A 24149-nucleotide genomic window follows, 5' to 3' on the forward strand; every position below is an offset into this window, starting at 1 on the left:
GGCTCAGGTGGCCAGCGGATCCAGCACCAGCGGCTCGATCTTGCCCTCCAGCATGTACCCGAGGCCCTGCACCGCGCACACGTCCGGCCGTTCGGCGATGTGCACCGGCATGCCCGTGGCCTGCCGCAGCATCTGGTCGAGGCCGGGGAGCAGCGCGCTGCCGCCGACCATCATGATCCCGCGGTCCGCGAGGTCGGCCACCAGGTCCGGCGGGCAGTCCCGCAGCACCTTGCCGATCCCGTCCAGTACGGCGGTCAGCGGCGTCTGGATGGCGTCGCGCACGGCGGCGGTGTCGACCTGGACGGAACGGGCGAGGCCGGTGGCGACGTCCCGTCCGTGGATCTCGGTGGACTCCGGGCCGTGCGGGGTGAGCCCGTTGCCGGAGAGGGCGAGCTGCAGCGGACGTACCGACTGACTGGGCAGCATCAGCTCGTGCTGATGCCGGAGATGCTGCACGATCGCGTGGTCGACGGCCTCGCCGCCGACCGGGATCCGCTCGGCGGTCACGATGGAGCCGAGGGAGAGCACGGCGAGCTGGGTGGCGGCGGCCCCGCACACCATGACCATGGTCGCCTCGGGCTGCTCGACGGGCAGTCCGCATCCCACGCCGGCGGCGATGAGCGTGTCGACGAGTTCGACGCGCCGGGCGCCCAGCCCGACGAGCGTCTCGATGGTCGCGCGCTGCGCGAGGGGGTCGGCGTCGTGCGGGTAGCAGGCGGCGGCCCGCAGGAAGGGCTTGCGGCGCAGCGTACGCCGTACCTTGTCGCCGATCAGATGCCGCAGCATGCGCTGCGCCATCTCGATGTCGACGACGGTCCCACCGGACACGGGCCGCACGACGCGGATGTAGTCGGGCGTACGTCCCGTCATCTTCTCGGCGAACTCCCCGACCGCGATCAGCGCGCCGGTCCTGGTGTTCACGGCGGCGACGGACGGTTGGTCGACGACGAGCCCGGCCCCCTTGACGTAGACGCGGGTCCGCGCGGCCCCGAGGTCGACGGCGAAATGGCAGCGGCGCATCTGTTCCAGACTGACGGTCATGGCAGATCCTCCCGAGAGCGCAGACCGTACGGGCCCACCGGTCGACGGGCCTCCACTGGCATCGTGCGGGGGGTGGGGGAGGGGGCGCCTGTTGTAGAGGGCCGGGCGGGGTGCCGCCGTATGGGTATTTGTCTCTTATGTCCGAAGTGAATAAAAGATAAGGCGATCGGCGGGTTGTGGCTCAACGCGCCTGGGCCGCCAGGAGCAGCGGCAGCAGACCGGATACGAGCAGGGGGGCGCCGTTGGGCGCGCTGTGCTGGTGCTGTGCCTGGTTGTCGCGGGCGAAGGCGATGAAGGGCAGACCGAGGGCGTGGGCCGCCTGCCGTTCGGCGGCGGAGTAGCCGACCAGGAGGGTGCGGGAGGCAGGAGTACCGAGCTGGTCCAGGGCCATCAGCAGACAGTGCGGGTGCGGCATGAGCCTGGTCGGACCGGTGGCCCGGCCGTGCGCACCACCGCGCACGCTCGACATCAGGTCGCGGTTCCGCAGATAGGTCTCGGCCGTCTCCGTGGCATGGTCGGTGACGACGGCCACGCCCACGCCCTTCGTGTCGAGGGTGCGGACCAGCAGATCGGCGTACGGCCGGGGCTCCGCGGTGCGTACGGCGTGCAGCTCGATCTCGTCCAGCCGCAGGCGCACCTCCTCCGCCAGGTCGTGTTCCGCGAAGGCGCGAAGGAGGTCGAGCGGGTCGGTGAAGCTCTCGGGTGGGGGAAGCGGGGGTTCTCCGCTGTTCCGCCCGGCCAGGTGGCGGGCGAGTTCGCGGGCTGCTTCGGTCGCCTCGTCCGGCCGGAACAGGCGGGCCAGCGGGCCGTTGAAGCCGAGGAGGACGGAGTCGGCGCCGGCGATGGCGGCGGCGATGGAGGGTTCGCCCCGCGAGGGTGGGGTCGGTGCGGTGGCCGCGGCGGGGGTGCTCAGCGAGACCTCCCAGGAGAGTGCGTGGCCGGGAACGGTGTGCCGGGCCAGGCCGGCGTCGAGTGCCGCCTGGGCCTTGGTCATGTGTGCGGGCGGATAGGTGACGGTGATGTCGCCCAGCGCCGAGGACAGGCGGCTGTGAATCGCGTCGACGGTTCCGGAGTCGGTGTGCCAGAGGGCGTCGACGGGGTCGGAGATCCGCCAGGTGACCTTCCCGGTGGCCCTGAAGACGGGGACTCCGTTCAGCGTGGGCCCCAGGACGTTGAGCCAATTGCTGTGCGGGGCGAGGTCGACCTCGTAGTAGCCCAGGGCGTTGGGGGCCCAGGCGCGGTCGAGCCGATTGCGGGGGAACCCGTAGACGACGGCTGTGTCCGCGTCTTCGGGCACCGGGCGTGCGCCGCCTGCCGGCAGCGGGTAGGGGCCCCGGGCGGTGGGGAAGAGGTGCAGGTCGGAGCCGATGAACCGGGACCGGTGGAAAGGGCGGTGCCATGCGGTCGGCGGGGCGTCCGTCCGGTCGGAGCCCAGAGCGTGCCGGAGTTCTTGCGGGGCGGCGGAGCCGAACTCCTCTTCCAGGAGGTCCGCGGAGGGTGCGGTCACGGCGACGACGGCATCCGCGTCCGAGGCGTTCAGCACGTCCATCGCCGCTGCCGTGCGGGACATCTCGGTGCCCTGGTCCGGCGAGAGGACAGGGAGGACGAGGAAGGACACGCGCAGTCGGGCATCGTCCAACTCCGCGACCCTGTAACGAATCTGATTAAGCGTCACGCGAAGCAGGGAGAGTACGGCCCCCCAGTCCCTGATACGCACTGCACAGCCCTCGTCGTGCGTGAGCAGCTCGTACTCGCCACCCTCCAGACCGCTCGCCGCCAGCAGCCGCGTCACCGTCCGGTGCAGCAGGGCGCGCGTCTCGGCGGGCTGAGGGCCGTCGGCGAAGCGGTAGAAGACGGCGGCGGTGCGGTATTCGTCGTACACGTCGTCGGGGCCGTCGTCCCACGGGTTGTCCGGCAGTTCGTCGGGATCGGACAGGAAGCGGTACGGCGATCCGGCGTTCGGAGTCTCCTCGTACTCGTAGGGCGAGCCGCCTTCTCCCGTCCCCTCCCGGTACTCGGCGCGCAACTCCCGTCCCAGAAACAGCATTTCCGGGCTCTGGAGAGTGGAGTCGACAGCGGACTCGTAGTCCTCGTACGCCTCCAAGGCCTCCTCGACGCGGCCCTGCCGTTGGAGCGCGATCATCTGCAGTCGCCGGAAGTCCTCGCGGAACGGGTGTTCCAGGACGAGCGCGGCGAGGTCGACGGAGACCTGTGTGAACTCGCCCAGTTCCATGTCGAGTTCGGCGCGGGTCGCGAGCAGGGAGAGCCGGCGGTCGTCGAGCCGGGAGCGGGCGGCGTGGGCGGCGGGGCCGGGGACGCCCTCCAGGGGGACACCGCGCCACAGCTTCAGCGCGTCGTTCACATGGCCGCGGGCCGACGCGATGTCGCCCGCCGCGCGTCGTGTCTCCGCCTGGCTCACCAGGCGCTCGCACCGGATCACGTCCACGAAGTCCGTGCTGGTGTGCAGGGCGTAGCCGTTGGGGAGAGTGGCCAGGACACCGGGGCCCAGGGCGGTGCGGAGCCGGGCGGCGCAGCCCTCCAGCAGGGCCCGTGCGGCGTCGACCGGCAGGCCCTCCCAGATGCCCTGGGCGAGTCGGACGTGGGTCACCTCGCGGCCGTGCTGGAGGAGAAGCATGCACAGCATCGCCAGCGTCGCGGGATGGTCGAGGCTCGGCTGCCTCGTCTTGCCGCGGCTGATGGCGGGGCGGCCGAGCAGGGAGTAGCGGAGCGTCCTGTCGGCCACGAGGACGGGACTGATGGACGAGAGCAGGAACCGGCCCTGTTGCTGTGCGGCGGGGTCTTCTGAGAGCAGTCCGGTGAGAGCGGACGTAAAGGAGCGCTGCGTCTCGCCGGGCGGAAGGGCGGTGAACAGCGATGCCTTGATGCTCGTACCGGCGAAGGCCTCCCTGCCCGAGGCCAGTTGGAAGAGCAGCACGCCGAGTGCGCGCAGATCGGCGGACTGTTCCTCCTGCCCGTGGTCCACGATCTGCCCGAGGGCGCCGGGCATGAGCTTGACCGTCCCGGCCGGCAGCAGGAGGACCCGGGTCATCGCGAGCCGGCCGTGGGCGAGACCGGCACGGTGCACGGCCCTGAGCCCCTCCGCGAGTTGCTGTCCCACCGAGAGCAGCAGCGCCGCGGGAAGTCGGCAGTCGTCGGGCCCGGCAAGGGAGTTGAGCGTGATGGCCGTCGGCCGCTCCATGACGACGTACGGCCGGCCGTCCTCGACGCCGTAGTCGTGCACCGCCAGCACATTCGGGTGCTCGATCCCGGCGAAGGCCGCCGCATCGCGCAGGAAGGCCCGCCGGGCCGCCTCGTCGCGAGGCGCGGGCAGCGTCCGGACCGACACCGTCCGTCCCAGTTCCGTGTCCTCCGCCTGCCGCAGCCCGTCGTCCGCCCCGGACCCCTCCACGAACCGGTACCGGCCGCCCGCGAACCCCGTGTCCGCTCCTCCCAGCAGCCGCCGGGCGCTCTCCCGGCTGACCGTGGCGATCGGCTCGCTGCGCGCCATCCGTTCCGTACCGGACGCCGACGGCGTACTCGCCCGGAACTCCCCTCGCGCGAGCCCGACCCGTTCGTCGATCAACGCCCCTGTCCGCTCCAGGAGTTGGGTGACGCGCCCCCGCGCACTGCGGGGCAGACCGCGGAGCAGCAGCTCCTGGACGCCCGGCCGGAAGGCGTACGAACCCGGTGGTCCCGGTGTGGTCGTGAGCATCCCGCTGAGGATGATCTCCGCCAAGTGCTGTGGGCGCGGGGCCGGTTCGACCGCGGCCTGGACCAGGCGCATGACAGGGAGATCCGGCCGGCCCACCGCCAGATGGCCGGCGAGCCGGAAGGCCTCGGGAGAGGCGGTCGCCCGGAAGCGCAGGACGAGGTCCTCGGCGGGCAACCGGGTGGCGTCGGCCAGGTCCCCGGACTCGTCCGGCCGGGCCGGGGCGGGCGTCAGGCGGGCCACCGAACCGGCGATCCGGTTGCCGCCCCGCCTCGCCACCAGCTCCGCCCAGTGACCGAGCCAGGCCGGGTCCGGCTCCAGGACCGGGAGCGGTACGGCTCCTCCGGCGGCGTACCGGGCATCCGCGTCGTCGGGAGGGTAGGGGTCGTACGGCGAGAACGTGAGCGCCGAGAGCGGGGCCGCCGGGAACGGAGCGGTCAGCAGGCCGGGCGTGGTGGGCAGGGCCGTGTCGCGCCACAGGTGTTCGGGGAGGGGCTGGACGACGGCCAGCGGCATCCGGTGGGACCAGCGGCGCAGCGTCGTGTACCAGCGGATGCCTGCCTCGCCCGCTCGCCACTGAGGGCCCATGCAGTCGCTGACCAGCAGCGTCACGGTACGTCCCGTCGCCGGTGCGTGGCCGCTGGAGCCGCTGACCGTGCCGTCCGGGCGGGCCCGGTGCACGGTCACCGTACGGAAGACACCCGATTGGGCCAGCACGGTGTGGAGTTCGTGGAACAGCGGCTGCCACACGGGCATCGTGGGGCCCGTGTCCTGGACCAGGTGCAGGCTCAGCCAGCGTTCGCGGGCGGGGCGCAGCACCGGGAGCCACCACTCGGGGGCGCCGCCCGCGCGGGCGATCCGGTGGGCGGTCGCCTGTTCGTCGAACTCATGGCCGACCGGTGCGTCGGTGTGCCGCTTGACCGGACGGAGGGCCCGTTGCAGGGCCAGCGGGCGGCGCAGCATCGGTGGGACGGGGGCCAGCAGGGAGACATGGGACGTCGGGTCACTGGACGCGGCGGCCGTGACCGGCAGATGGAGGGGGACACGGTCGTGGAGTGCGGACCCCTCCCGCTCCTCCTTCCTCCTGCGGGGCGGGCCCGGGGCGGGACCGGCGGGTTCCGCCGCCTCCTCCGGAGTTTCCGCTTCACCGGGCACGGGTTCGGCCGCGGAGGCGTCGGTCCGGTCCGCGGGCGGCTGTACCGATGCCTGCGCCGACGACGCTGGCTGATGCTCCATCTGCCGTGCCAGCCACAGGAGTTCGGCCAGTTCCACCGTGGTCGGGCGCACCCCGCCGGCCGCCTCGGCCAGGATGTCGGCCAGGCGGGCGAACGGCTCGGGTGCGGCGGGCATCGCGCTCAGAAGGCATCGGCCTCCGGTGCGCGGCTCAGATACGGCATCAGTTCCTCCGCCAGGTCGTCGAGGGAATCGGCGCCCAGGCCCGACGCGCCGGCCAGGTAGATCGCGTTGAGGAGCTGGTCGGTGGCGAGGTCGCCGCCGGAGGCACGGGAGAGGAAGCGGTCGATGAGGGTCCGCGCGTAGTCGTCGGGCTCGCCCAGATGCGCCCGTACGATCCCGGCCAACTGGCTGTCGTCCGGCTGGCGCAGGCGCAGGGTGACGCACCGGCGCAGAAACGCCGGCGGGAACTCCCGTTCGCCGTTGCTGGTGAGGACGACGAAGGGGAAGGCGTTGCAGCGGACGCGCCCGCGTTCGACCGGTACCCGTTCGTCGGTGCCGTCGATCATCACCTCGGCGCGGCCGTCCGGGGTGTGCCGGGAGGCCCGGACCAGTTCGGGGATCTCGTACTGGCCCTCCTCCAGGACGTTCAGCAGGTCGTTGGGGAGGTCCAGGTCGCTCTTGTCGATCTCGTCGATGAGCAGGGCGCGGGGCCGGGCGTAGGGGAGCAACGAGGTGCCGAGGGGGCCCAGCCGCAGATGGTCCTCGATCCCGGCCGTCGCGGAGCTCTCCGCCGACGTGGCCGTCACCACCGTGGCGGTCTGCTTCGCCGCGTACAGGCGGGACAGCGGGTCGTACTGGTAGAGGCCGTCGTGCAGGGTGCTGCGACTGGTGATGTTCCAGCGCAGGACCGGGCCCAGACCCAGCTCCCGCGCGACGGCGTACGCGAGCGACGACTTGCCGGTGCCCGGCGGGCCGGTCACCAGGAGCGGGCGGCGCAGATAGAGAGCGGCGTTGACGAGCTGGACGGTCCGCGGGGTGGCCTGGTAGGTCTCGGCGCGGTGGGTGCGGTCCGGTGAGGTGGCGGAGGTGTCGTCGCTCTCGGCCGGGGTGCCGAGCACCGGCCCGCCGTCGAACGCCCGCCAGGGCGGGGGCGGCGGCAGTTTCGTGATGCCGTCGTGCGGCTCGTTCTTGCCGGTGTAGACGGGCCACAGAGGCATGGCATCTCCGGAGGGTCTGGAAGGGGGAGTCAGGTGACGGGCGAGTGCGGGGAGGCGGTCGGTTCGGGGAAGCAGCGCGGGTCGTCCCACAGGAGCTGTACGTCTCGTGCCCAGTGTCGGTCCGGGTCGTCGGCGGCGTCCGCCGTCTCGCGCAACGTCAGGAAGTGGCGCGGGAGTTCAGCGGGCGGGACACCGGTGACATACGCGGTGAGTTCGTCGAGGAACGCCGTGCCGGCGCAGGGGCCGTCGTGCTCGGGCGCGGGGCAGCCCGTACGCGGCCACACCAGCACCGGGACCGGCGCGTTGAGCGTGGCCTCGAAGCGCGCCTCGGCGGCCCCGGGCGGTGCCGTGAACCCGGCCAGGTCCGTGTCGTCCCGCCGCAGCCGCAGCCGGAGTCTGCTCGGCTTCTCCTGGCTGCCGCACTCGACCCGGTGCAGACTCGTGCCCGACCCGGCGTCCAGCTTCTCCCACCTCCTGGTCAACTGGTGGCGCACACCGCCGCGCCGCCGGGACCGGTCCGTCACGACGAGCGGATACGCGCAACCCAGCGGCGTCGGGTCGTCCGCACCGCACTCCCACTGCGCCACCGGCTCGTTCAGCCACGCTCGGGGCAGCACGAACGCGATCAACTCCTCCGCCCCCGGCGTGAGTTGGGTGAACGCTTCGTCGATGCGTTCCTGGATGTACGCCCGTACCCGGCTCCGCGGCAGTTGCCGCGCCCCCACCGCCCTGCGCTGTCCGTCGCGGTACGCGGACACCACGACGCTGGCCCGGTCGCCGCCCGCGCCGCTGTGATCGATCTCGACGAGGATCGGCGACCAGACGGGGGCCGGCGCGGGTCCCCGGCGGGCGGGGGCGTCCAGCAGCTCCGCGAGCCGGTCCGCGAAGCGCGTGACCGCCTCGGGGTCGGTGACCTCCCACTGCACATACCAGGCCGCCGCCCACAGCCGGTCGAACCCCTCCTCCGGCAGCGGCGGTCCGAAGGGGCCCACGGCATCGACGTACAGCCTGTTCGGGTCGCACTCCAACCGCGCCGACTCCGCCCGCCGCACCAAGGTGCGCAGACGTTCCTTCACGGCCGGCCGGTGGTCGGGGGTCGGGACGAGTTCGCCGAGCTCGGGCCAGTAGCGGGTCATGACACGGGTGGGCAGCATCCGGCCGTTGCGCACCTCACGCGCGCCCGCGACCGACGAGACCATGCCGACGACCCTGCCACTGTCGGCGAGGACGACCGCCGCACCGCTGAATCCGGCCGCCAGGGGCTGTCCGTGCGCGGTCCACGACTCCAGTTGTATCCACTCGTCGGCGATCAACTGCTCGGAGGCCGCCCGGTATTCGGCGAGTGTGCCCTCGTCGTACCCGCGCGGGAAGCCGTACGCGATCAGCTTCGGCGACGGATCACCGTACGCGTCCCCGGGCGGCGCGAACTCGGCCGGGGCGAAGGGGATGTCGCGGTCCAGCTCCAGCACCGCCAGGTCGCCGGGATCGGTGACCGCGCCCGCCCAGCCCCCGAGAACGGCCACGGTGGCGGACACCTCGCCGAGGCCCAGATCCCTGTCGTGCGGGAACGTCACGGTCACGGCCGACTCGCCGCTCCACCGCACGACATGGGCACACGTCAGCACTCGGCGCGCGGAGACAAGGAACCCCGCCCCGACCTCGTTCCCGCAGACGATCCGGGCGTGCCAGGCAGCGCTGCTCATGACGGGCCGGCGGCCTCCGGGCCCGACGGAGCCCGTGACTCCTGCCCCGGCGACCAGCTCAGTTTGACGACCAGATGCCCTTCCGCGGACCCCTTCGCGAGGATCGCGCCGGTCTCCGCGCCGAGCTTCACCCCGAACTCGATCTCCACGGAGTCGGGTTGGAGCGGACCGTCCCGGAACACTCGGAGCGCGGACTGGGCCGCCGCCCGTACCCCGTCGAGCGCGCCCTCGAAGGTACGCGCCGCCTGGACCGGCCCGTCGCCGCGTGAGACGAGCCGGGCACCGGACTCGTCGTCGACACCCTCCACGACGACCACGGCGCCGTCCTCCGTCTTGAATTCCACCAGGCCGTCCGTACCGCCCATGCGCCGCTCGCTCCCCCGTCGTGGTCGTGATCGAACCCATTGTGGCCCAAGGGGCGTGGCAGCGCCGCGTGTTCAGCGACCCACGATCCCCCGCACCACCCCCAGCTCCACCAGATCCTGCGGCCGGATCCGGAGCTGATCCGCCGTAGCCTGCACCTCCCGCTCCGGGCGTTTGAGGATGGCCGCCGCCAGCTCGGGCGCGATGACGGAGAAGTAGCTGTCCGGAGTGGCCCAGGTGTTGCCGGGTGCGGCCAGGGCCAGGGCGCCGCCCGAGCCGCCCTCGCCGATCAGCAGCGTCGTGACCGGCGTACGGGCCGCGGCGACCGTGCCGAACAGGTCCGCGATCGCCGCGCCCGCGCCCTCGCGCTCCGCGGCCGCGTCGTTGGCGGCGCCCGGGGTGTCCACCAGGGTCAGGACCGGGATACCGAGCCGGTCGGCGAGGCGGATCAGCCGGGTGGCGGTGCGGTAGCCGGCGGGGCGGGTGGCCGTGCCGAGCTGGGCGGCGTACGCGACGGTCCGCCCGTTCACCGCGCACTCGCCGAACCCGCATGCCATACCGGGGTCGGTGCCGCCGCAGCGGTCGCCGCTGATCGCGGTGCGCCGGGTGAAGTACGCGTCCAAGTAGGCGTCGGCGCGCGGGCGTCGGGGGGACCGGGCCCGCTGGACGGCGTTCCAGCCGGTGACGGGGAGGGGCGCGGCGGCGAGAGCCGACGGTGGCGGGGCGGCCTCCGTCGGCCTGTCGCTCGATCTGTCACCGACGCTCAGCAGCCAGAGCCAGCGGGCCAGCGTTTCCCGGAGCGCCTCCGGGCGTACGACCGCGTCGGCCGCGCCCGCCGCCACCTGCGCTTCCGCCGTGTACGCCGTCGGGTCCGCGTCGGCCGGCCGCACCCGGGAGCCCGCGAAGCCCACCTGGGCGCCGGGCAGGGCGAGGATGACGTCGGCGCCCGCGCCCAGGGTCGCCCAGCCGCCGCCGGTCGTCGGATCCCGGAGGACCGCGATCTGCGGGAGGCCCTCCTCGCGGGTGAGCGCCGACTGTCGTGCCACGCGCTGGAGTTGGGTCAGTGCGAGCATGCCCTCCTGTATCCGGCTGCCGCCCGTCGCGACGAGCGACACGACGGGCAACTGGTAGGTGCGCGCGAACTCGTACGCCAACTCCAGCCGGTCTCCGGTAAGTTCACCGAGCGAGCCGCCCAGGAAGCCGAACTCGAAGACGATCAGTACGGCTTCGGTGCCGCCGATACGGGCGGTACCGCAGACGACGGACTCCTCCTCGCCGGTACGGGCGGTCGCGCGGGCGCGCGAGGCGTCGTAACCCCGCCAGGAGAGGGGGCCGTCCGCCTTGAACTCCACGATCGGATACGGGAGTTCGATGAACGTGGAGCTGTCGCAGACGAGGGTGATGATCTCGCGGGCGGAACGGCGTTCGGGGAGGGCGTAGGGTGCGGGGTCAGCCACTGGGCAGGGCTCGTTTCATGATCTTCCCCATGTCGTTGCGTGGGAGGGCGTCCAGGTAGCGTACGACCCGGGGCCGTTTGTGCGGGGCGAGACGGCCGGCGACGTGGTTCGCCAACTCGTCGGCGTCCGGCGGAGATTGGGGATCGGCGGGGACGATCCAGGCGACGATCCGCTCGCCCAGGTCGGCGTCGGGCTCGCCGGTCACCGCTGCCTCGCGCACTCCCGCGTGCTCAAGCAGCGCGTTCTCGATCTCGCCCGCGCCGATCTTGTAACCGCCGCTCTTGATCAGGTCGGTGGCCTTCCGGCCGACGATACGGACGTAGCCGTCGGGATCGCGTACCGCCATGTCACCGGTGCGGAACCAGCCGTCGGCGGTGAAGGCGGCGGCGGTGGCGTCGGGCCGGTTGAGATACTCGGTGAACAGGTTCGGCCCGCGCACCTGGATCTCGCCCACGGTCTCGCTGTCGTACGCCGTGATGGGCGCCCCGTCCTCCTCGACGAGCCGCAGCTCGACACCCGGCAGCGGTACGCCGACCGTGCCCGCGCGGGGCTCGCCGTCCGCGCGGACGCTCGTATTCATCAGGGTTTCGGTCATCCCGTACCGCTCCACGACCCGCTGCCCGGTCGCCGCCGTGATCCGCTCGTGGTCGTGCACGGGCAGCGCGGCGGAACCGGAGACGAGTAGACGGGCCCGGCCGAGCGCCCCGGCGAGTTCCGGGTCGCCGGGGAGTGCCTCCGCGATCCGGTGGTACATCGTCGGTACCCCGAACAGCATCGTCGCCCCGTCGTTCAGCTCGCGGGTCACGCCCTCCGTCCCGAACCGCCCGAGGTGCCGCACCGAGCCGCCGCGCCGCAGCGGGCCCAGGATGCCGAGAATCAGACCGTGCACATGAAAGAGCGGAAGCCCGTGCACCAGCACGTCCTCGGAGGTCCACTGCCAGGCGTCGGCGAGCGCGTCCAGGGTGGTGGCGATGGCCCGGCGCGGGATGACGGCACCCTTGGGCGGGCCGGTGGTGCCGGAGGTGTAGACGATCAGGGCGGGGGTTTCGGGGGAGGGGTCCGGGGAGGGGGCGGGGGCAGGGGCGGGTTCCTTCGTCCCGGGTGCCGCTGATGGGCGTTCGTCGATGTCGACGCGTTCCAACGAGCCGAAGGCAGCCGGGAGTTCATCACCCGGTGTGGCGAGTACGAGCGCGGGCGAGCTGTCCTTGAGGATGTGCCCCAGTTCACTCTCGCCCGACTTCGGGTTGAGCGGCACCGCCGGGACCCCGGCCAGCAGCGCGGCCACGACGCCGACGGCCGTCTCCAGCGTCGGTGTGGCCCAGACGGCGACCCGGCCGGCGCCCGCCCCGGCGATCCGGTCGGCGAGTGCCCCGGCCGAGGAGGCGAGTTCGGCGTACGTCAGCGAGCGCTCGCCGAAACGCAGGGCGGGCCGCTCGTGCGGTACACCGGTCGGCGTACCGGTCGGGTCGTCGGTCAGCCCGGGAAAGAGAGAGGACACGCGTCGTACTCCTTCGATCGTCGATCATCACACCAGTCGAACAGGTGCCGTCGCGACTGTCACCCCCAGCCGGGCACCACCAGCACCAGCCACACCACCGGGGAACCACGGCCACCAATTGTTTCCAGCGGGGTGCCCGGTCGTTTACGTCCGGGGCGAATGCCCGCTCCCGCCTTGCGGGGCAGGTGCAGCCAGCTCGCCGTCAGGGCGGTCCGGTGTGCCGCCCGGCTCGACGGCGCGGCGCACAAGGGACACCAGCCAGGAATTCAGGGAGCGGTCGTCCGCTGCTGCGGCAGATCGGGCTCGATCGTGCAGATCGTCGGGGAGTCTTAGATTCACATGCTTCATGGGACCATTCTTGGACTAGAATGGTCCCATGTCCAGGTTTCGCATGTACCCGACGCCGCAGCAGGCGGAGCAGATGCTCCTCCACTGTGCGCATGCCAGGTACGTGTGGAACCTCGCCGTCGAACAGCACTCCCACTGGCAGCGGGGGCGAAAGCCCGCGCCCGGCTTCGCCGAGCAGTGCAGACAGCTCACCGAGGCACGCCGGGACAACGAGTGGCTGGGCAACGGCAACACCGACGTGCAACAGCAGGCACTCAGGGACTTCGCGAAGGCCAAGAACGCCAGGTTCACTTCCGGGTTCGGTGAACCAACCTGGCGCAGGAGGCACCAGCACGAGGGCTTCCGGGTCATCGGCACCGACCGGGTACCCGAGAACGAGAGCGACGGCACGCCCAGACTGAACGCGAGGACCGGCAGGCAGGTCATGGGCCGCTCCGTCGTCCTGCAGAAGCTCAATCGCCACTGGGCGCAGGCCAAGGTGCCAGGATGCGGCTGGGTCCGCTTCCGCCTCACCCGGGAGATGCCCCGGGCGAAGACATTCCGGGTCACCTTCCGCAACGGTCAGTGGCACATCGCCTTCGCGGTCGTCCCCGACCCCATCGAGGCTCCAGGCAATGGCCAGGCCATCGGCATCGACCGGGGCGTCAGGGTCACCGCCGCCCTCTCCGACGGCCGTAACCTGAACTGCCCGCAGCTCACCACCCGTGAGCGGGCGCAGATCCGCAAACACCAGCGCCGAGCCGCCCGCTCCCCCAAGAACAGCAAGAAGAAGACCGCCGCCTACGCCAAGGTCGCCAAGCTCAAAGCCCGCGAGGCCGACAGGCGCAAGGACTGGTGCGAGAAGGCCTCAACCATGCTGGCCAAGTCGTACGACCTGGTGCGGTTCGAGAAACTGAACATCAAGAACATGACCCGCTCGGCGAAGGGGAACATCGAAGAGCCCGGCAAGCAGGTGCGGCAGAAAGCCGGGCTGAACCGGGCGATCCTCGCCCAGGGCTGGGGCCTGCTCCGCCGACGCACCGAGCACAAAGCACCCGGACGCGTCGAAGACGTACCCGCCCCCTACACCTCTCTGCGGTGCAGCGCCTGCGGATGGATCGACAAGAAGTCTCGCGAGAGCCAAGCAGACTTCCGATGTACCTCGTGCGGCTTCACCTGTAACGCGGACACCAACGCAGCAACCAACGTCGTGGCAGGACAGGGCGGGATTCCCCGTCCCCGGCGCTCAGCCGGTGCCGGAGGGACGACAACGGCCACCAGCCGTTCGAGCGTCCGTGAACCTCAACCCAGCTGGGTTGGAATCCCTCTCTTTTAAGAGGGGGAGGATGTCAAGATCCCTCCGTACATCATCAGCAGCGCACCCTACAGCCTGTTTACTGCGCCGCCGTCCGTCCGCACCACATCGGCCACCACACAACTCACGTTGTCAGGACCCCCGTTGGCGTTCGCCGCCTCGACAAGGGCGGCTGTGGCCGCGTCCGGGTCGGGGACGGTGGTCAGGAGGTGCTTGATGGTGTTCTCCGGTACGGACCTGGTCAGGCCGTCGGAGCAGAGGAGGTAGCGGTCGTCTGCCTGGGCGTCGTGCAGGCGTAGGTCGGGGGAGGGGGACGGGGACTTCGTCAACGCCTTGCGGAGCAGGGTGCGTTGGGGGTGGGTCGCGGCCTCCTCGGGGGTCAGTCGGCCCTCGTCGATCATCGACTGGACGAGTGTGTGGTCGTGGGTGATCAGGAAGAGTTCGCCGTCGCGCAGGAGGTACGCGCGGCTGTCCCCGATGTGTACGAGGGCCAGGCGCGAGCCCGTCCACACCATCGCGGTGAGGGTGGTGCCGATGTCGTCGGTCACCTCGTCCCCCGTTTTTCCGTACTCGGTCCCGGCGATGTCCCGGACCGCCTGGGCGGCGCCCTGGACCGCGTCCTCCAGGAGGTTCAGGACACTGCCCGCGGTCAGCGGTTCGGCGTCCAGGAACTTCAGGGCCTCGACGGCGGCCGTACTGGCCGGCGCGCCCCCGGGGCCGAAGCCGTCGGCGACGGCCAGTACGCGTGAACCGGCGTACGCGGTGTCCTGGTTGGCGGCGCGGACCAGACCGATGTCGGTGCGGGCCGCGTAACGGAGTTCGAGCAGGTCAGTGCCTGTCATGGGTGTGGTGTCCTTCCTCGGCGGTGTCGAGAGGTGGTCGACGAGGAACGTGGCGAGATCCCGCCGGGCCGCCGTCTCCGCCTCGACCCGGGCCCAGAAGGCCCGGATCTCCTGGGCGGCGGCCGGCGGCTCCATGGCCCCGACCTGCCGGATACGGGCCAACGGCATCCCCAGCCGGCGCAGCCAGGCCACCAGCCGGGCCTGCTCCAGCTGCTCGGCCGCGTAGTAGCGGTATCCGGTGTCGGGGTCGACGCGGGCGGGACGGAGCAGGTCCAGTTCGTCGTACAGCCGCAGTGCCTTCGGTGACAGCCGGCACGCTCTGGCGAACGCCCCGATCGTCAGCATCTCCGGCTGAGTCATGGAGCACCCCCTTCTCTGGTTTCCCGCTGCGTTCCTCGTTCCGTCACCGATGCTGCGGCTTGCCCGAAGGTGAAGGTCAAGCAGCGGTTAACCTTCACTCGGTATCAGTGGTGTACGGCAGTACACGCCTTACAGAGGGAGTCCCCGTGGTTCGCATCGCGATCGTCACCTACGACCCCCGTCCGGGGACCAGCAAGGACCGCGATCTCCCGGTTCTCGTACGGGAGTTGACCGCGGCCGGCGCCGACACGGCCGCCGTGTACTGGGACGACCCCGACATCGACTGGGCGTCCTTCGACCTCGCGCTGGTCCGTTCCACCTGGGACTACACCTGGCGTGCGGAGGAGTTCGCGGGCTGGCTGGAGCGGTGCGGGAAGCTCACGCGGGTCGCGAATCCGGTCGGCGTCCTGCGCTGGAACATGGACAAGCGGTATCTCGGCGCGCTGGCCGCCGCCGGTGTCCCCACGGTCCCCACCACCTACCTGGCCCCCGGCGACGCCCCCGACCTCCCCGACGACCGCGAGTACGTCGTGAAGCCCACCTCCGGCGCCGGCGCCCGGTACGCCGCCCGCTACACGCCCCAGGACCGGGAGACGGCCGTACGGCATCTCGCGCGGATGCATGCCGAGGGGTTCACGGCGATGGTGCAGCCGTATGTGGGGAGCATCGACGTCACCGGGGAACGTGCGCTCCAGTTCTTCGGCGGGCGGCTGCTGCACGCCAGTCGTAAGGGGGCTGTGCTCGCGCCCGGTACGGCGTACGACGACGACAAGGTCGCCCATCCCGACCTCACCGTCTGGGACCCGGCCCCGGCCGAACTTGCCTTGGCCGAGCGGGCGTTGGCCGTCGTACCCGACAACTCGTCCCTCCTGTACGCCCGCGTGGACCTCGTCCTTGGCGACGACGGTGAACCCCTGGTCATGGAGCTGGAGTTGATCGAGCCGAATCTGTTTCTCGATCTGCATCCGGGGTCTGTGGTGGGGGTTGTGGAGGCTGTTCTGCGGGCTGCTGTCGACTAAGGGGGTGGGAGGGGATCTCGTGTGTCGGCTGTGGGCTCGTTGTGGCTGGTCGCGCAGTTCCCCGCGCCCCTTCGGGGGCGCGGCCCCCCTCAGTCCCTCAGCGCCGTCCGTTGCAGCAGCCCCCACGTGAACTCCGCCACGCACTCCCTTCGTACCCCCGTCCCGTCCGGTGCCGTGAACGCCAGGCCCCAGCGGGTCGGGGCCGTTCCCTCCAGGGGGCGGGCGGGGGCGAAGGCGCGGGCGGCCTCGTCGACCGTGCAGGACCAGGGGCGCAGGTCGTCCAGGGTGCGGAGGTCGGGGGCGGGGGCGCCCGGGGCTCGTACCAGCCACTCGTTCCAGGCCGTGCCGTTGGGGGCGACGAGCACCTCGAAGCGCAGGTCGGGCCAGAGGGGGACCGGCCACAGCCAGGCCTCGCACTCCAGGTCGCCGATCTTGCGTGACGTCACCGACTCGGGGGTGCCGAGCACCGAGCGGTAGCGGGAGGCGGCGGCTCGGGAGCGCGGCGAGCGCACCATCGCCTGCCAGCGCTTGTTGGCCTCCCGCATGTCCGCGAGCGATACGCCCAGCTCATGGCGGGCGTCCTCCACCAGGTCCGGGTTGTGGTCGGCCATGCGGCGCAGCAGCACCAGCTGGAAATCGAGCAGCATGCGAACCATCGTCCCCCACCTTGCGCGCCCATTGCCCGCACGAGTCCTTGTGGTTAGCCTGTGCTCTGTTCGTCATGTCGATCGTCTGTTGAAATCTCGAACGCCGTCATTCTCGAACGCCGTCATTACTGTCGCCACCGAAAAGCAACAAAAACAGAGGGGGCCGTCATGGGACGCCTCGTACCTGCCGTGACCCGGGCTCTCGACATTCTTGAGCTCTTCCTGGACGGAGACGGGACGCTCTCCGCCCCGGACATCGTGCGCCGGCTCCAGCTGCCGCGCACCACCGTGCACGAACTGGTGACGACGCTCGCCGCCCGTTCGTACATTGTGCAGGTCCCCGGCCAGCCCGGTCGCTACCGCCTGGGCGTCCGCCCGTACCAGCTCGGCAGCCGTTACGCGGAGCAGCTGGACCTGGCGGCGGAAGGTCAGCAGGTGGCCCGTTCCGTCGCCGAGACCTGTGACGAGACGGTGCATGTCGCGATCCTCGAAGGCACGGACGTCATCTACATCGCCAAGGTGGACTCCACCCACGCGGTCCGGATGGTGTCGGCGGCCGGCCGCCGGCTGCCCGCCCACTGCACCTCCGTCGGCAAGATGCTGCTGGCCTCGCTCCCCGACCACGAGCTGAGCGCGCGCGTCCCCGACAACGTCCCGCTGGCCGCGATGACGCCGAACAGCATCACCGACCCGGCGGCCCTGCGCGAGGCCCTCGCCGAGATCCGCCGCCGGGGCGTCGCCGTCGAGAACCGGGAGTCGAACCCGGACGTCAGCTGCGTCGCCGCGCCGGTGCACGACCGTACGGGCCGGGTGGTCGCCGCGCTGTCGATCTCCGTGCCGATGATCCGCTGGAGCGACGACCACCGTTCGGAGCTGGAGCAGCTCGCCGCCAAGGGCGCCGCCGAACTCTCCGAGCGCCTCGGTCACCGGAGCGTGGCATGACGACGTACGAGCCCGCCCTCGAAGTGGCCGTCCAGGCGCAGGCGACCCTCGGTGAGGGCCCCACCTGGGACGCGGCGAGGTCCCGGCTGATCTGGATCGACATCCTCGGCTCCCGCGTCAACACGTACGACCCGTCGACGGGCCGCCGTACGGTCATGGCGACGGAACAGCACGTGGGCGCGGCCAAGCCCCGCGCGACCGGCGGCCTGGTCCTGAACCTGCGCGACGGAGTGGCCCTGTACGACGCCGAGGGCACCGATGCCGATGTGGCCGACGGCTTCCGCTGGCTGCACCGCGAGCCGACCCCCGGCCGCCGTGCGAACGACGCGGCGGTGGCGCCCGACGGCTCCCTGTGGGCGGGCACGATGCGCTACGACGAGGCGCCGGGCGGCGGGACGCTGTCCCGGCTGACGGGCGACGGCGAGGTCACGACCGTCCTGGACGACGTGGCGGTGAGCAACGGCACGGGCTGGAGCCCGGACGGCCGGCTGATGTACTACATCGACTCACCGACCCGGCGTGTGGACGTCTTCGACGTGTCGGCCGACGGCCAAAGTGTCACGGGCCGCCGCCAGTTGGCGCTGATCGAGGAGGGCGCGGGCTGGCCCGACGGTCTGACGGTCGACGCGGACGGCTGTGTCTGGGTCGCCCTGTGGGACGGCGGAGCGGTCCGCCGCTACACCCCGTCCGGCACCCTCGACCGCACGATCACCCTCCCCACGGTCCGCCCCACGGCCTGCGCCTTCGGCGGCCCGAACCTCACGGACCTGTACATCACGACGGCCCGGGTGGGCCTGACAGCACCCCACCCGCTGTCGGGCTCACTCCTGGTCGTACCGGGGGCGGGCAAGGGGGTGGCTCAGCCCGCGTTCGCGGGTTGACCCCCAAAAAACCGAGCAGCCGAGGTCACTCGGCCGCTTTCCACTCCTCCGGTCGCAACGGCGGCCCGCTCAGCGGTGGCTTGAGCGGGCCGATCGCCGCCGCCAGTACGACACTTGGCGTCAGCAGCGCCTCCGCGCCGCGTTCCAGGGACGTCACGTCCGTGACCCGGCGTGCGATACGGCCGTTGCCGGTGGCCGTGCGCATCAGGCGGCCCACGTACGCCGCCAGCAGTCGGTCCCGGAGGGTGGGGCCCTTGTCCGTGGCGCCGGGGTAGAAGACGTCCTGGCTGGTCGCCAGGTCCCAGGCCGCCGCGACCGGTTCGGCCACCGCCTTCTGGATACGGCCGGCCAGGCCCGGCGTGCCCCAGCCCTGACGCCGGATCACATCCCGTAGCGCCACGGCACTTTGGGCCGCGACCGACATCCCGTGGCCGTAGATCGGGTTGTACGCGGCCAACGCGTCGCCCATCACCGTGAAGTTGTCCGGCCAGGCGGCCATGCGCTCGTAGTAGTGGCGGCGGTTCGATGTTGTACGGGTGATGGAGACCGCCGTCAGGGGCTCCGCGCCCGCGAGCAGGTCGGCGATCACCGGGTGGCGGAGTTCCTCGCGGGCGAAGCGGGTGAACTCTGCGCCGTCGGACGGGGGTTCACCGCCCCGGGTGCCGGACAGGGAGACCAGCCAGCAGCCGTCCTCGATGGGCATGAGGACACCCGCCCGGCCCGGACCGTCCCCCCTCGGGTCCGCCTGGACGTTGACCACCGGGAAGCCCTGCCACGCCGCTTCGGGCGCCCGGTACATCCGGCTCGCGTACACGAGCCCCGAGTCGACCACACGGCGGGCCGGTTCGGGCAGGCCCAGTTCGCGCAGCCAGTGCGGGGCGCGCGAGGCGCGGCCGGTGGCGTCCACGACCAGGTCCGCGTGCAGGGTGCGCCTGCTGCCGTCGGCGCTGCGCAACCGCACCCCGGTGACGGCCTCGTCGGTGCCCTCCAGGCCCAACGCCTCGGCGTGCTCGACGAGTTTGATCCGGTCGTCGTCCAGGATCTGGGCGCGGACCGTCGCGTCCAGGAGATCCCGGCCGCACAGGAACGTGTGGTGCGACTCGGCCCACCGCCGGAACCAGCCCTGCGGCGACAGCGCGACCATGTCCGTCGTGACCGCAAGCCGGTTCGCACCGGCGTCGAGCAGCAACTCGCCCACGCCCGGCACCAGTTCCTCGACGGCCCGGGAACCGCCGGACCACAGCATGTGCACGTGCCGGGCCTGCGGCAGGTTTCTGCGCGGCTCGGGGCCGTCCGGCAGGACGTCACGCTCGACGACGGTCACACGGTCGGCGAACTCGACGAGGGCACGGGCCGCGAGCAGTCCGGCGAGGGATCCGCCGAGCACGACGGCGGATCTGACGGGGGACGGTCGATCACTCATATACGTGCAGGCTCTCTGCTGGGGCGGTCGCAAGGGCGCGCACCGCCTCGATCTCATCGGGGTGACTCAGGACCTGGGACACGGCTTCGATGCCCTGGAGCAGCTCCGTGAGCAAGTCCGTGGCCCGGTCCGGGACTTGGGGACAATGAGGGGACTGAAGAGATGGGGGAGAGGAGAGGCGGGACGCGCCCCGCGCCTCGATCGCCTCCTGGATCGTCACCGCCGCCGCCAGTGCCCCCGCCCGCTCCGGCCCGCACCCCAGGCCCAGCGCGGCCTCGTACGCCCGTCGCCGCACCTCCTCGTCGAAGTGCCGGGAGAGCTGGAGCAGCGCGTCGCGGATGAACGTCTCCCTGCGGGTCAGCCGCAGCTCAGGCGTGGCCCGCAGCGAGAAGGGGACGCCCTTGCCGGTGGCGGCGCGCACCAGTTCGTACAGCGGGCCGAGCCGACGATAGCCGCGCCGGATCTGCCGGCGGTCGCGCAGATACTGGCCGGCGTGCGGCAGCACGAACCCCGTCGCGATCAGGACGGCGGCGGCGCCGGCGGCGGCCGGGGCCAGTTCGGTGGAGAGCGGGTCCAGGTCGTGGCCCGTCCAGCGGGCGACGACGGCCGTGCCCTTCGCCGCGTCGAACACCAGGTTGGCGGCATAGCCGACGGCCAGCGACTTGAGGCCCCGGCGCAGCCACACGTCGAGTCCGGCGGTGTGGACCCAGTCGCGGATCAGCCGGTACGTCAGGACACAGGACGCGGTGTGCGCGAGCAGGTAGATCACGATCAGCTCGCGCATGTAGGGCGTACGGGCGTAGTACGTGTCCAGGTCCCGCCGGCGCTCCACGGACGCGTCCGCGAGCCCGAACAGGGCCCACAGCACGACGATGACGCCCGCGTGGCCGACCGCGACCCATCGCATCGTGCACCGCGCCCTGGCCGATCTCTCCGACTCTCCGGCGTAGCCGCCGCGCCACGCGATCATCAGCAGCAGACTCGCGCCGCAGAACGCGACGAGGAAGCTGTACACCAGCGGCGCCGCGAAGTTGGGCACGCCGGTGACCCGGTTGGTCCAGGCGATGACCGGCGGCGCCGCGAAGACGAAGATGCCGCAGGCAATCAGCAGCAGCCCGCCGACCGCGCGCCGCAGCGGGTCGCGCCACAGCCTGACGATGCTGGGCAGCTTGAACACCAGCGCGGCGGTCAGCACCGCGATCGGTGTCCCGAACACGAGGACGGGGTACGGCTCGCCCAGGAAGCCGGAGAGGTTCATCGCCGCGCGTTTCCGCTTCCCCGGCCGCGATATCCGAGGGATGCCTGCACAGCGCTGCTGCCCGAACTCGCCGTACGGCCGCCCTCCAGGCCCTCCACCCACGGCCGGAAGACGGTGGCGAGGCGATGGCCGAACTCCTCGGCGTCGGCCTCCTCGATCTCGCGGGAGCCGTTGCGGGCGGCGACGGCGAGCGCCCGGTCCTGCCCCCACTGTTCGTCGGCGAGAACCCGGGCGGCGGTCGCGCCGACGCTGTGGTGGTGACAGTGCCCGGCATGCAGATGCCACAACTCATGGCCCAGGATGACGAGTTGCTGCACGGCCTCGGCGCGCTCCTCGACGATCACCAGGTCGAAGTCGTGGAACTCCACCCACAGACCGGTGACTTCGATCTCGTCGGGGAAGCGCTCGAAACGCAGCTCGACGCGCCGCCCGCGCCGCTCGCTCATCTCCTCGCACAGTGCCCGGCACAACTCCCCTACGCCGGAAGGGCCGTTGTCCTGCTCCCGCTTTCGCAGTGCTGCGGTGAGCGCGCCGGTCAGGTCACGCATCGCGCCCCGGGTCCGGAACCGGTGCGCGGCCCGGGCGGGCAGCAGAGCCGCCAGCACACCCCTCGTCGCCGCCCTCGTCCCCCGCCTCGACGTCATCGCTCTGTCTCCTCGCCCGTCTCCTCGCCGCCGCTCAGCAGCCCTTCGAGCATCACCGCGAGCGCCTCCTGCTTGCGCGGGGTCAGCTGCCGGCCGCGCAGGGCCAGCGTGACGACGCCGTGCCGGGTCGCGAACCGGACCAGCGGGCCCTCCTCGTCGCCGCCGAGTTCCTCCAGCAGCCGGTGGAGTTCACGGTTCAGGACGATGGGGGCGGGGTCGGTGAAGAAGCCGGTGCCCTGCTCGACGCCGAAGTACGCGGCGAGCGCGGTGAGATCAGGCACGTTCGGCATCTTCTTGCCCAGGAGCAGCTGACGGGCCCACTCGGGGCTGATCGACAGCGCGTCCGCGACCTCCTTGCAGACCTCGGCGCGCTTGCGGCCGCTCGCCGCGAGCCGCGTCTCGTGGAGGGTGCGCACCCGGCGCCGGATACGGCCCTCGATGTCGTCGGCCGACGGCTGCGCGCTCCCGGCCAGCAGCGCCTGGATCTCGCCCTCGGTGAGAGCGGTACGGGCCGACAGACCTCGTACGTCCAGCACATCGGCGCGATCGAGACGGGCCTCGGCGATGCGCTCTTCAAGACGCGCGAGGGTGTTCGAGAGGGGCTCCGAAAGGTTCTCACTCACGGGCCGACCCTACGTGCCCCGACCCCTCCGCACCAGGAAAATCCAACGATCGTTGGAGTCGGCGGAACGATCGTTGGACGTAGACGCCATTGACGTGCGGACACCAGGAAAATTACGGTTTTGTTCGAAGTTGCGAGCGGATGCCGATATACCGAACGCCGCACGTCGAACACGAGAGGAACCCATGTCCCGCACCGCCAGCTTCACCCTCGACCCCGCTTTCAAGGTCGGCGAGGTCAACCCCCGGCTCTTCGGTTCCTTCGTCGAACACCTCGGCCGCTGTGTCTACACCGGCATCCACGAACCGGACCACCCCGCCGCCGACGAGGCGGGCCTGCGCACCGACGTCCTGGACCTGGTCCGGGAACTGGGCGTCACCGCGATCCGCTACCCCGGCGGCAACTTCGTCTCCGGCTACAAGTGGGAGGACTCGGTCGGCCCGGTCGAGGACCGCCCCCGCCGCCTCGACCTCGCCTGGCGCTCCACCGAGACGAACCGCTTCGGCCTCTCCGAGTACATCGACTTCCTGAGGAAGATCGGCCCCCAGGCCGAGCCGATGATGGCCCTCAACCTCGGCACCCGTGGCGTCGCCGAGGCCATCGAACTCCAGGAGTACGCCAACCACCCCGCCGGCACGGCCCTGTCGGACCTCCGTGCCGCCCACGGCGACAAGGACCCCTTCGGCATCAAGGTCTGGTGCCTGGGCAACGAGATGGACGGCCCCTGGCAGACCGGCCACAAGACGGCGACGGAGTACGGCCGTGTCGCCGCCGAGACGGCCCGCGCGATGCGCCAGATCGACCCGGGCGTCGAACTCGTAGCCTGCGGCTCCTCCAGCCAGTCCATGCCGACGTTCGCCGAGTGGGAGGCGACGGTCCTGGCGGAGACGTACGACCTCGTCGACTACATCTCCCTGCACGCCTACTACCAGCCCGAGGACGGCGACGTCGACTCCTTCCTGGCCTCCGCCGTCGACATGGAGTCCTTCATCGAGAACGTGGTCGCCACCGCCGACCACGTGGGCGCGAAGCTCAAGTCCAAGAAGAAGATCAACCTCTCCTTCGACGAGTGGAACGTCTGGTACCTCTCGAAGTGGCACGAGATCGAGAACTCCGGCGCGCGGGACTGGGAGGAGGCCCCCCGCCTCCTGGAGGACAACTACAGCGTCATGGACGCGGTCGTCTTCGGCTCGCTCCTGATCGCCCTGCTCCGGCACGCGGACCGCGTCACCGTCGCCTGTCTCGCCCAGCTCGTCAACGTCATCGCGCCGATCATGACCGAGCCGGGCGGCCCGGCCTGGCGCCAGACGACGTTCTTCCCGTTCGCGCAGGCCAGCAAGTACGGGCGCGGCGAGGTCCTGGACGTACGGGTGGACTCGCCGACGTACGAGACGAAGAAGTACGGCGAGACGGACCTGCTGCACGCCACCGCCGTACGCGCCGCCGACGGCACGGTCACCGTCTTCGCCGTCAACCGCGACCGCACACAGCCGCTGCCTCTCGAAGTCGCCCTGAACGGCCTGGAGTTGACGTCCGTCGTCGAGCACAGCGCGATCGCCGACGCCGACCCGGACGCCCGCAACACCCTGGACGACCCCGAGCGAGTCACCCCGCACCAGGCCACCGGCACCACCCTCCAGGACGGCACACTGACCGCCGTACTGGAGCCGCTGTCGTGGAACGTGATCCGACTGGCCTAGCCCGT

At 71.5% G+C, this 24149-nt stretch carries 19 protein-coding genes; 5 read left to right on the forward strand and 14 right to left on the reverse strand.

Annotation, left to right across the window (positions count from 1 at the left end):
* Positions 1-3: 3 nt before the first annotated feature.
* The 8 genes from LUX31_RS35390 to LUX31_RS35425 all read right to left on the reverse strand — a co-directional run bounded on the left by LUX31_RS35390 (position 4) and on the right by LUX31_RS35425 (position 12512).
* A complete protein-coding gene (locus LUX31_RS35390; protein WP_235479382.1) occupies positions 4-1041 on the reverse strand; it encodes a rod shape-determining protein in 1038 nt (345 codons plus the stop codon).
* Positions 1042-1222: 181 nt separating this feature from the next.
* Positions 1223-6100 (reverse strand): SAV_2336 N-terminal domain-related protein, encoded by a 4878-nt coding sequence (locus LUX31_RS35395; RefSeq protein WP_235479383.1) that lies wholly within the window; start codon positions 6098-6100, stop codon positions 1223-1225.
* Between the two features lie 5 nt (positions 6101-6105).
* Positions 6106-7143 (reverse strand): AAA family ATPase, encoded by a 1038-nt coding sequence (locus tag LUX31_RS35400; protein WP_235479384.1) that lies wholly within the window; start codon positions 7141-7143, stop codon positions 6106-6108.
* A gap of 29 nt (positions 7144-7172) precedes the next feature.
* Complete coding sequence (locus LUX31_RS35405) at positions 7173-8846, reverse strand: VMAP-C domain-containing protein (protein WP_235479385.1); 1674 nt, start codon at positions 8844-8846, stop codon at positions 7173-7175.
* Positions 8843-9211, reverse strand: a complete 369-nt coding sequence (locus tag LUX31_RS35410; protein WP_235479386.1) for a CU044_2847 family protein — start codon at positions 9209-9211, stop codon at positions 8843-8845. The genes LUX31_RS35405 and LUX31_RS35410 overlap by 4 nt, the downstream gene beginning before the upstream one ends.
* 72 nt (positions 9212-9283) lie before the next feature.
* Complete coding sequence (locus LUX31_RS35415) at positions 9284-10666, reverse strand: carboxyl transferase domain-containing protein (protein ID WP_235479387.1); 1383 nt, start codon at positions 10664-10666, stop codon at positions 9284-9286.
* Entirely contained in the window at positions 10659-12164 is a 1506-nt protein-coding gene (locus tag LUX31_RS35420) for an acyl-CoA synthetase (RefSeq protein WP_235479388.1), read from the reverse strand. The genes LUX31_RS35415 and LUX31_RS35420 overlap by 8 nt, the downstream gene beginning before the upstream one ends.
* Positions 12165-12308: 144 nt before the next feature.
* A complete protein-coding gene (locus tag LUX31_RS35425; RefSeq protein WP_235479389.1) occupies positions 12309-12512 on the reverse strand; it encodes a toxin-antitoxin system HicB family antitoxin in 204 nt (67 codons plus the stop codon).
* Between the two features lie 28 nt (positions 12513-12540).
* Here LUX31_RS35425 and LUX31_RS35430 point away from each other — a divergent pair, with 28 nt between their 5' ends.
* Entirely contained in the window at positions 12541-13827 is a 1287-nt protein-coding gene (locus tag LUX31_RS35430) for an RNA-guided endonuclease InsQ/TnpB family protein (RefSeq protein WP_235479390.1), read from the forward strand.
* 47 nt (positions 13828-13874) lie between these two features.
* On the opposite strand, the gene LUX31_RS35435 is transcribed toward LUX31_RS35430, so the two are convergent.
* Positions 13875-15008, reverse strand: coding sequence for a MerR family transcriptional regulator (locus LUX31_RS35435; protein WP_235479391.1), 1134 nt, complete (start codon positions 15006-15008; stop codon positions 13875-13877).
* A gap of 146 nt (positions 15009-15154) precedes the next feature.
* On the opposite strand from LUX31_RS35435, the gene LUX31_RS35440 reads away from it, so the two are divergent.
* Positions 15155-16027, forward strand: a complete 873-nt coding sequence (locus tag LUX31_RS35440; RefSeq protein ID WP_235479392.1) for an ATP-grasp domain-containing protein — start codon at positions 15155-15157, stop codon at positions 16025-16027.
* Positions 16028-16116: 89 nt separating this feature from the next.
* Here LUX31_RS35440 and LUX31_RS35445 read toward each other — a convergent pair whose 3' ends face one another.
* The gene (locus LUX31_RS35445; RefSeq protein WP_235479393.1) at positions 16117-16683 is read right to left on the reverse strand and encodes a hypothetical protein; all 567 of its coding nucleotides are present in this window, start codon (positions 16681-16683) and stop codon (positions 16117-16119) included.
* Between the two features lie 159 nt (positions 16684-16842).
* Between LUX31_RS35445 and LUX31_RS35450 the strand changes: the two genes are divergently transcribed.
* Positions 16843-17616 carry an IclR family transcriptional regulator gene (locus LUX31_RS35450; RefSeq protein ID WP_235479394.1) on the forward strand — a complete coding sequence of 258 codons (774 nt, stop codon included), beginning with the start codon at positions 16843-16845 and terminating at the stop codon, positions 17614-17616.
* Entirely contained in the window at positions 17613-18497 is an 885-nt protein-coding gene (locus LUX31_RS35455) for an SMP-30/gluconolactonase/LRE family protein (protein ID WP_235479395.1), read from the forward strand. Before LUX31_RS35450 ends, LUX31_RS35455 begins: the two co-directional genes overlap by 4 nt.
* 25 nt (positions 18498-18522) lie before the next feature.
* On the opposite strand, the gene LUX31_RS35460 is transcribed toward LUX31_RS35455, so the two are convergent.
* The 4 genes from LUX31_RS35460 to LUX31_RS35475 are packed head-to-tail and all read right to left on the reverse strand — an operon-like array spanning position 18523 to position 22445.
* Positions 18523-19920, reverse strand: coding sequence for an FAD-dependent monooxygenase (locus LUX31_RS35460; RefSeq protein ID WP_235479396.1), 1398 nt, complete (start codon positions 19918-19920; stop codon positions 18523-18525).
* Positions 19913-21178: an MAB_1171c family putative transporter gene (locus LUX31_RS35465; protein ID WP_235479397.1), complete on the reverse strand. Its 1266-nt coding sequence runs from the start codon at positions 21176-21178 to the stop codon at positions 19913-19915. Before LUX31_RS35465 ends, LUX31_RS35460 begins: the two co-directional genes overlap by 8 nt.
* Positions 21175-21822, reverse strand: a complete 648-nt coding sequence (locus LUX31_RS35470; protein ID WP_235479398.1) for a toxin-antitoxin system, toxin component family protein — start codon at positions 21820-21822, stop codon at positions 21175-21177. Before LUX31_RS35470 ends, LUX31_RS35465 begins: the two co-directional genes overlap by 4 nt.
* Entirely contained in the window at positions 21819-22445 is a 627-nt protein-coding gene (locus tag LUX31_RS35475) for a transcriptional regulator (protein WP_235479399.1), read from the reverse strand. Before LUX31_RS35475 ends, LUX31_RS35470 begins: the two co-directional genes overlap by 4 nt.
* A gap of 184 nt (positions 22446-22629) precedes the next feature.
* Here LUX31_RS35475 and arfA point away from each other — a divergent pair, with 184 nt between their 5' ends.
* Positions 22630-24144, forward strand: coding sequence for an arabinosylfuranosidase ArfA (arfA, locus tag LUX31_RS35480; RefSeq protein WP_235479400.1), 1515 nt, complete (start codon positions 22630-22632; stop codon positions 24142-24144).
* Positions 24145-24149 lie beyond the last annotated feature (5 nt).

This window comes from Streptomyces sp. GQFP (assembly GCF_021545335.1).
GTDB lineage: Bacteria > Actinomycetota > Actinomycetes > Streptomycetales > Streptomycetaceae > Streptomyces.

Coding starts and splice junctions, on each gene's coding strand:
- LUX31_RS35390 (WP_235479382.1), bottom strand. CDS start 1,041: ATGACCGTCAGTCTGGAACAGATGCGCCGCTGCCATTTCGCCGTCGAC.
- LUX31_RS35395 (WP_235479383.1), bottom strand. CDS start 6,100: ATGCCCGCCGCACCCGAGCCGTTCGCCCGCCTGGCCGACATCCTGGCC.
- LUX31_RS35400 (WP_235479384.1), bottom strand. CDS start 7,143: ATGCCTCTGTGGCCCGTCTACACCGGCAAGAACGAGCCGCACGACGGC.
- LUX31_RS35405 (WP_235479385.1), bottom strand. CDS start 8,846: ATGAGCAGCGCTGCCTGGCACGCCCGGATCGTCTGCGGGAACGAGGTC.
- LUX31_RS35410 (WP_235479386.1), bottom strand. CDS start 9,211: ATGGGCGGTACGGACGGCCTGGTGGAATTCAAGACGGAGGACGGCGCC.
- LUX31_RS35425 (WP_235479389.1), bottom strand. CDS start 12,512: ATGAAGCATGTGAATCTAAGACTCCCCGACGATCTGCACGATCGAGCC.
- LUX31_RS35430 (WP_235479390.1), top strand. CDS start 12,541: ATGTCCAGGTTTCGCATGTACCCGACGCCGCAGCAGGCGGAGCAGATG.
- LUX31_RS35435 (WP_235479391.1), bottom strand. CDS start 15,008: ATGACTCAGCCGGAGATGCTGACGATCGGGGCGTTCGCCAGAGCGTGC.
- LUX31_RS35445 (WP_235479393.1), bottom strand. CDS start 16,683: ATGGTTCGCATGCTGCTCGATTTCCAGCTGGTGCTGCTGCGCCGCATG.
- LUX31_RS35450 (WP_235479394.1), top strand. CDS start 16,843: ATGGGACGCCTCGTACCTGCCGTGACCCGGGCTCTCGACATTCTTGAG.
- LUX31_RS35455 (WP_235479395.1), top strand. CDS start 17,613: ATGACGACGTACGAGCCCGCCCTCGAAGTGGCCGTCCAGGCGCAGGCG.
- LUX31_RS35460 (WP_235479396.1), bottom strand. CDS start 19,920: ATGAGTGATCGACCGTCCCCCGTCAGATCCGCCGTCGTGCTCGGCGGA.
- LUX31_RS35465 (WP_235479397.1), bottom strand. CDS start 21,178: ATGAACCTCTCCGGCTTCCTGGGCGAGCCGTACCCCGTCCTCGTGTTC.
- LUX31_RS35470 (WP_235479398.1), bottom strand. CDS start 21,822: ATGACGTCGAGGCGGGGGACGAGGGCGGCGACGAGGGGTGTGCTGGCG.
- arfA (WP_235479400.1), top strand. CDS start 22,630: ATGTCCCGCACCGCCAGCTTCACCCTCGACCCCGCTTTCAAGGTCGGC.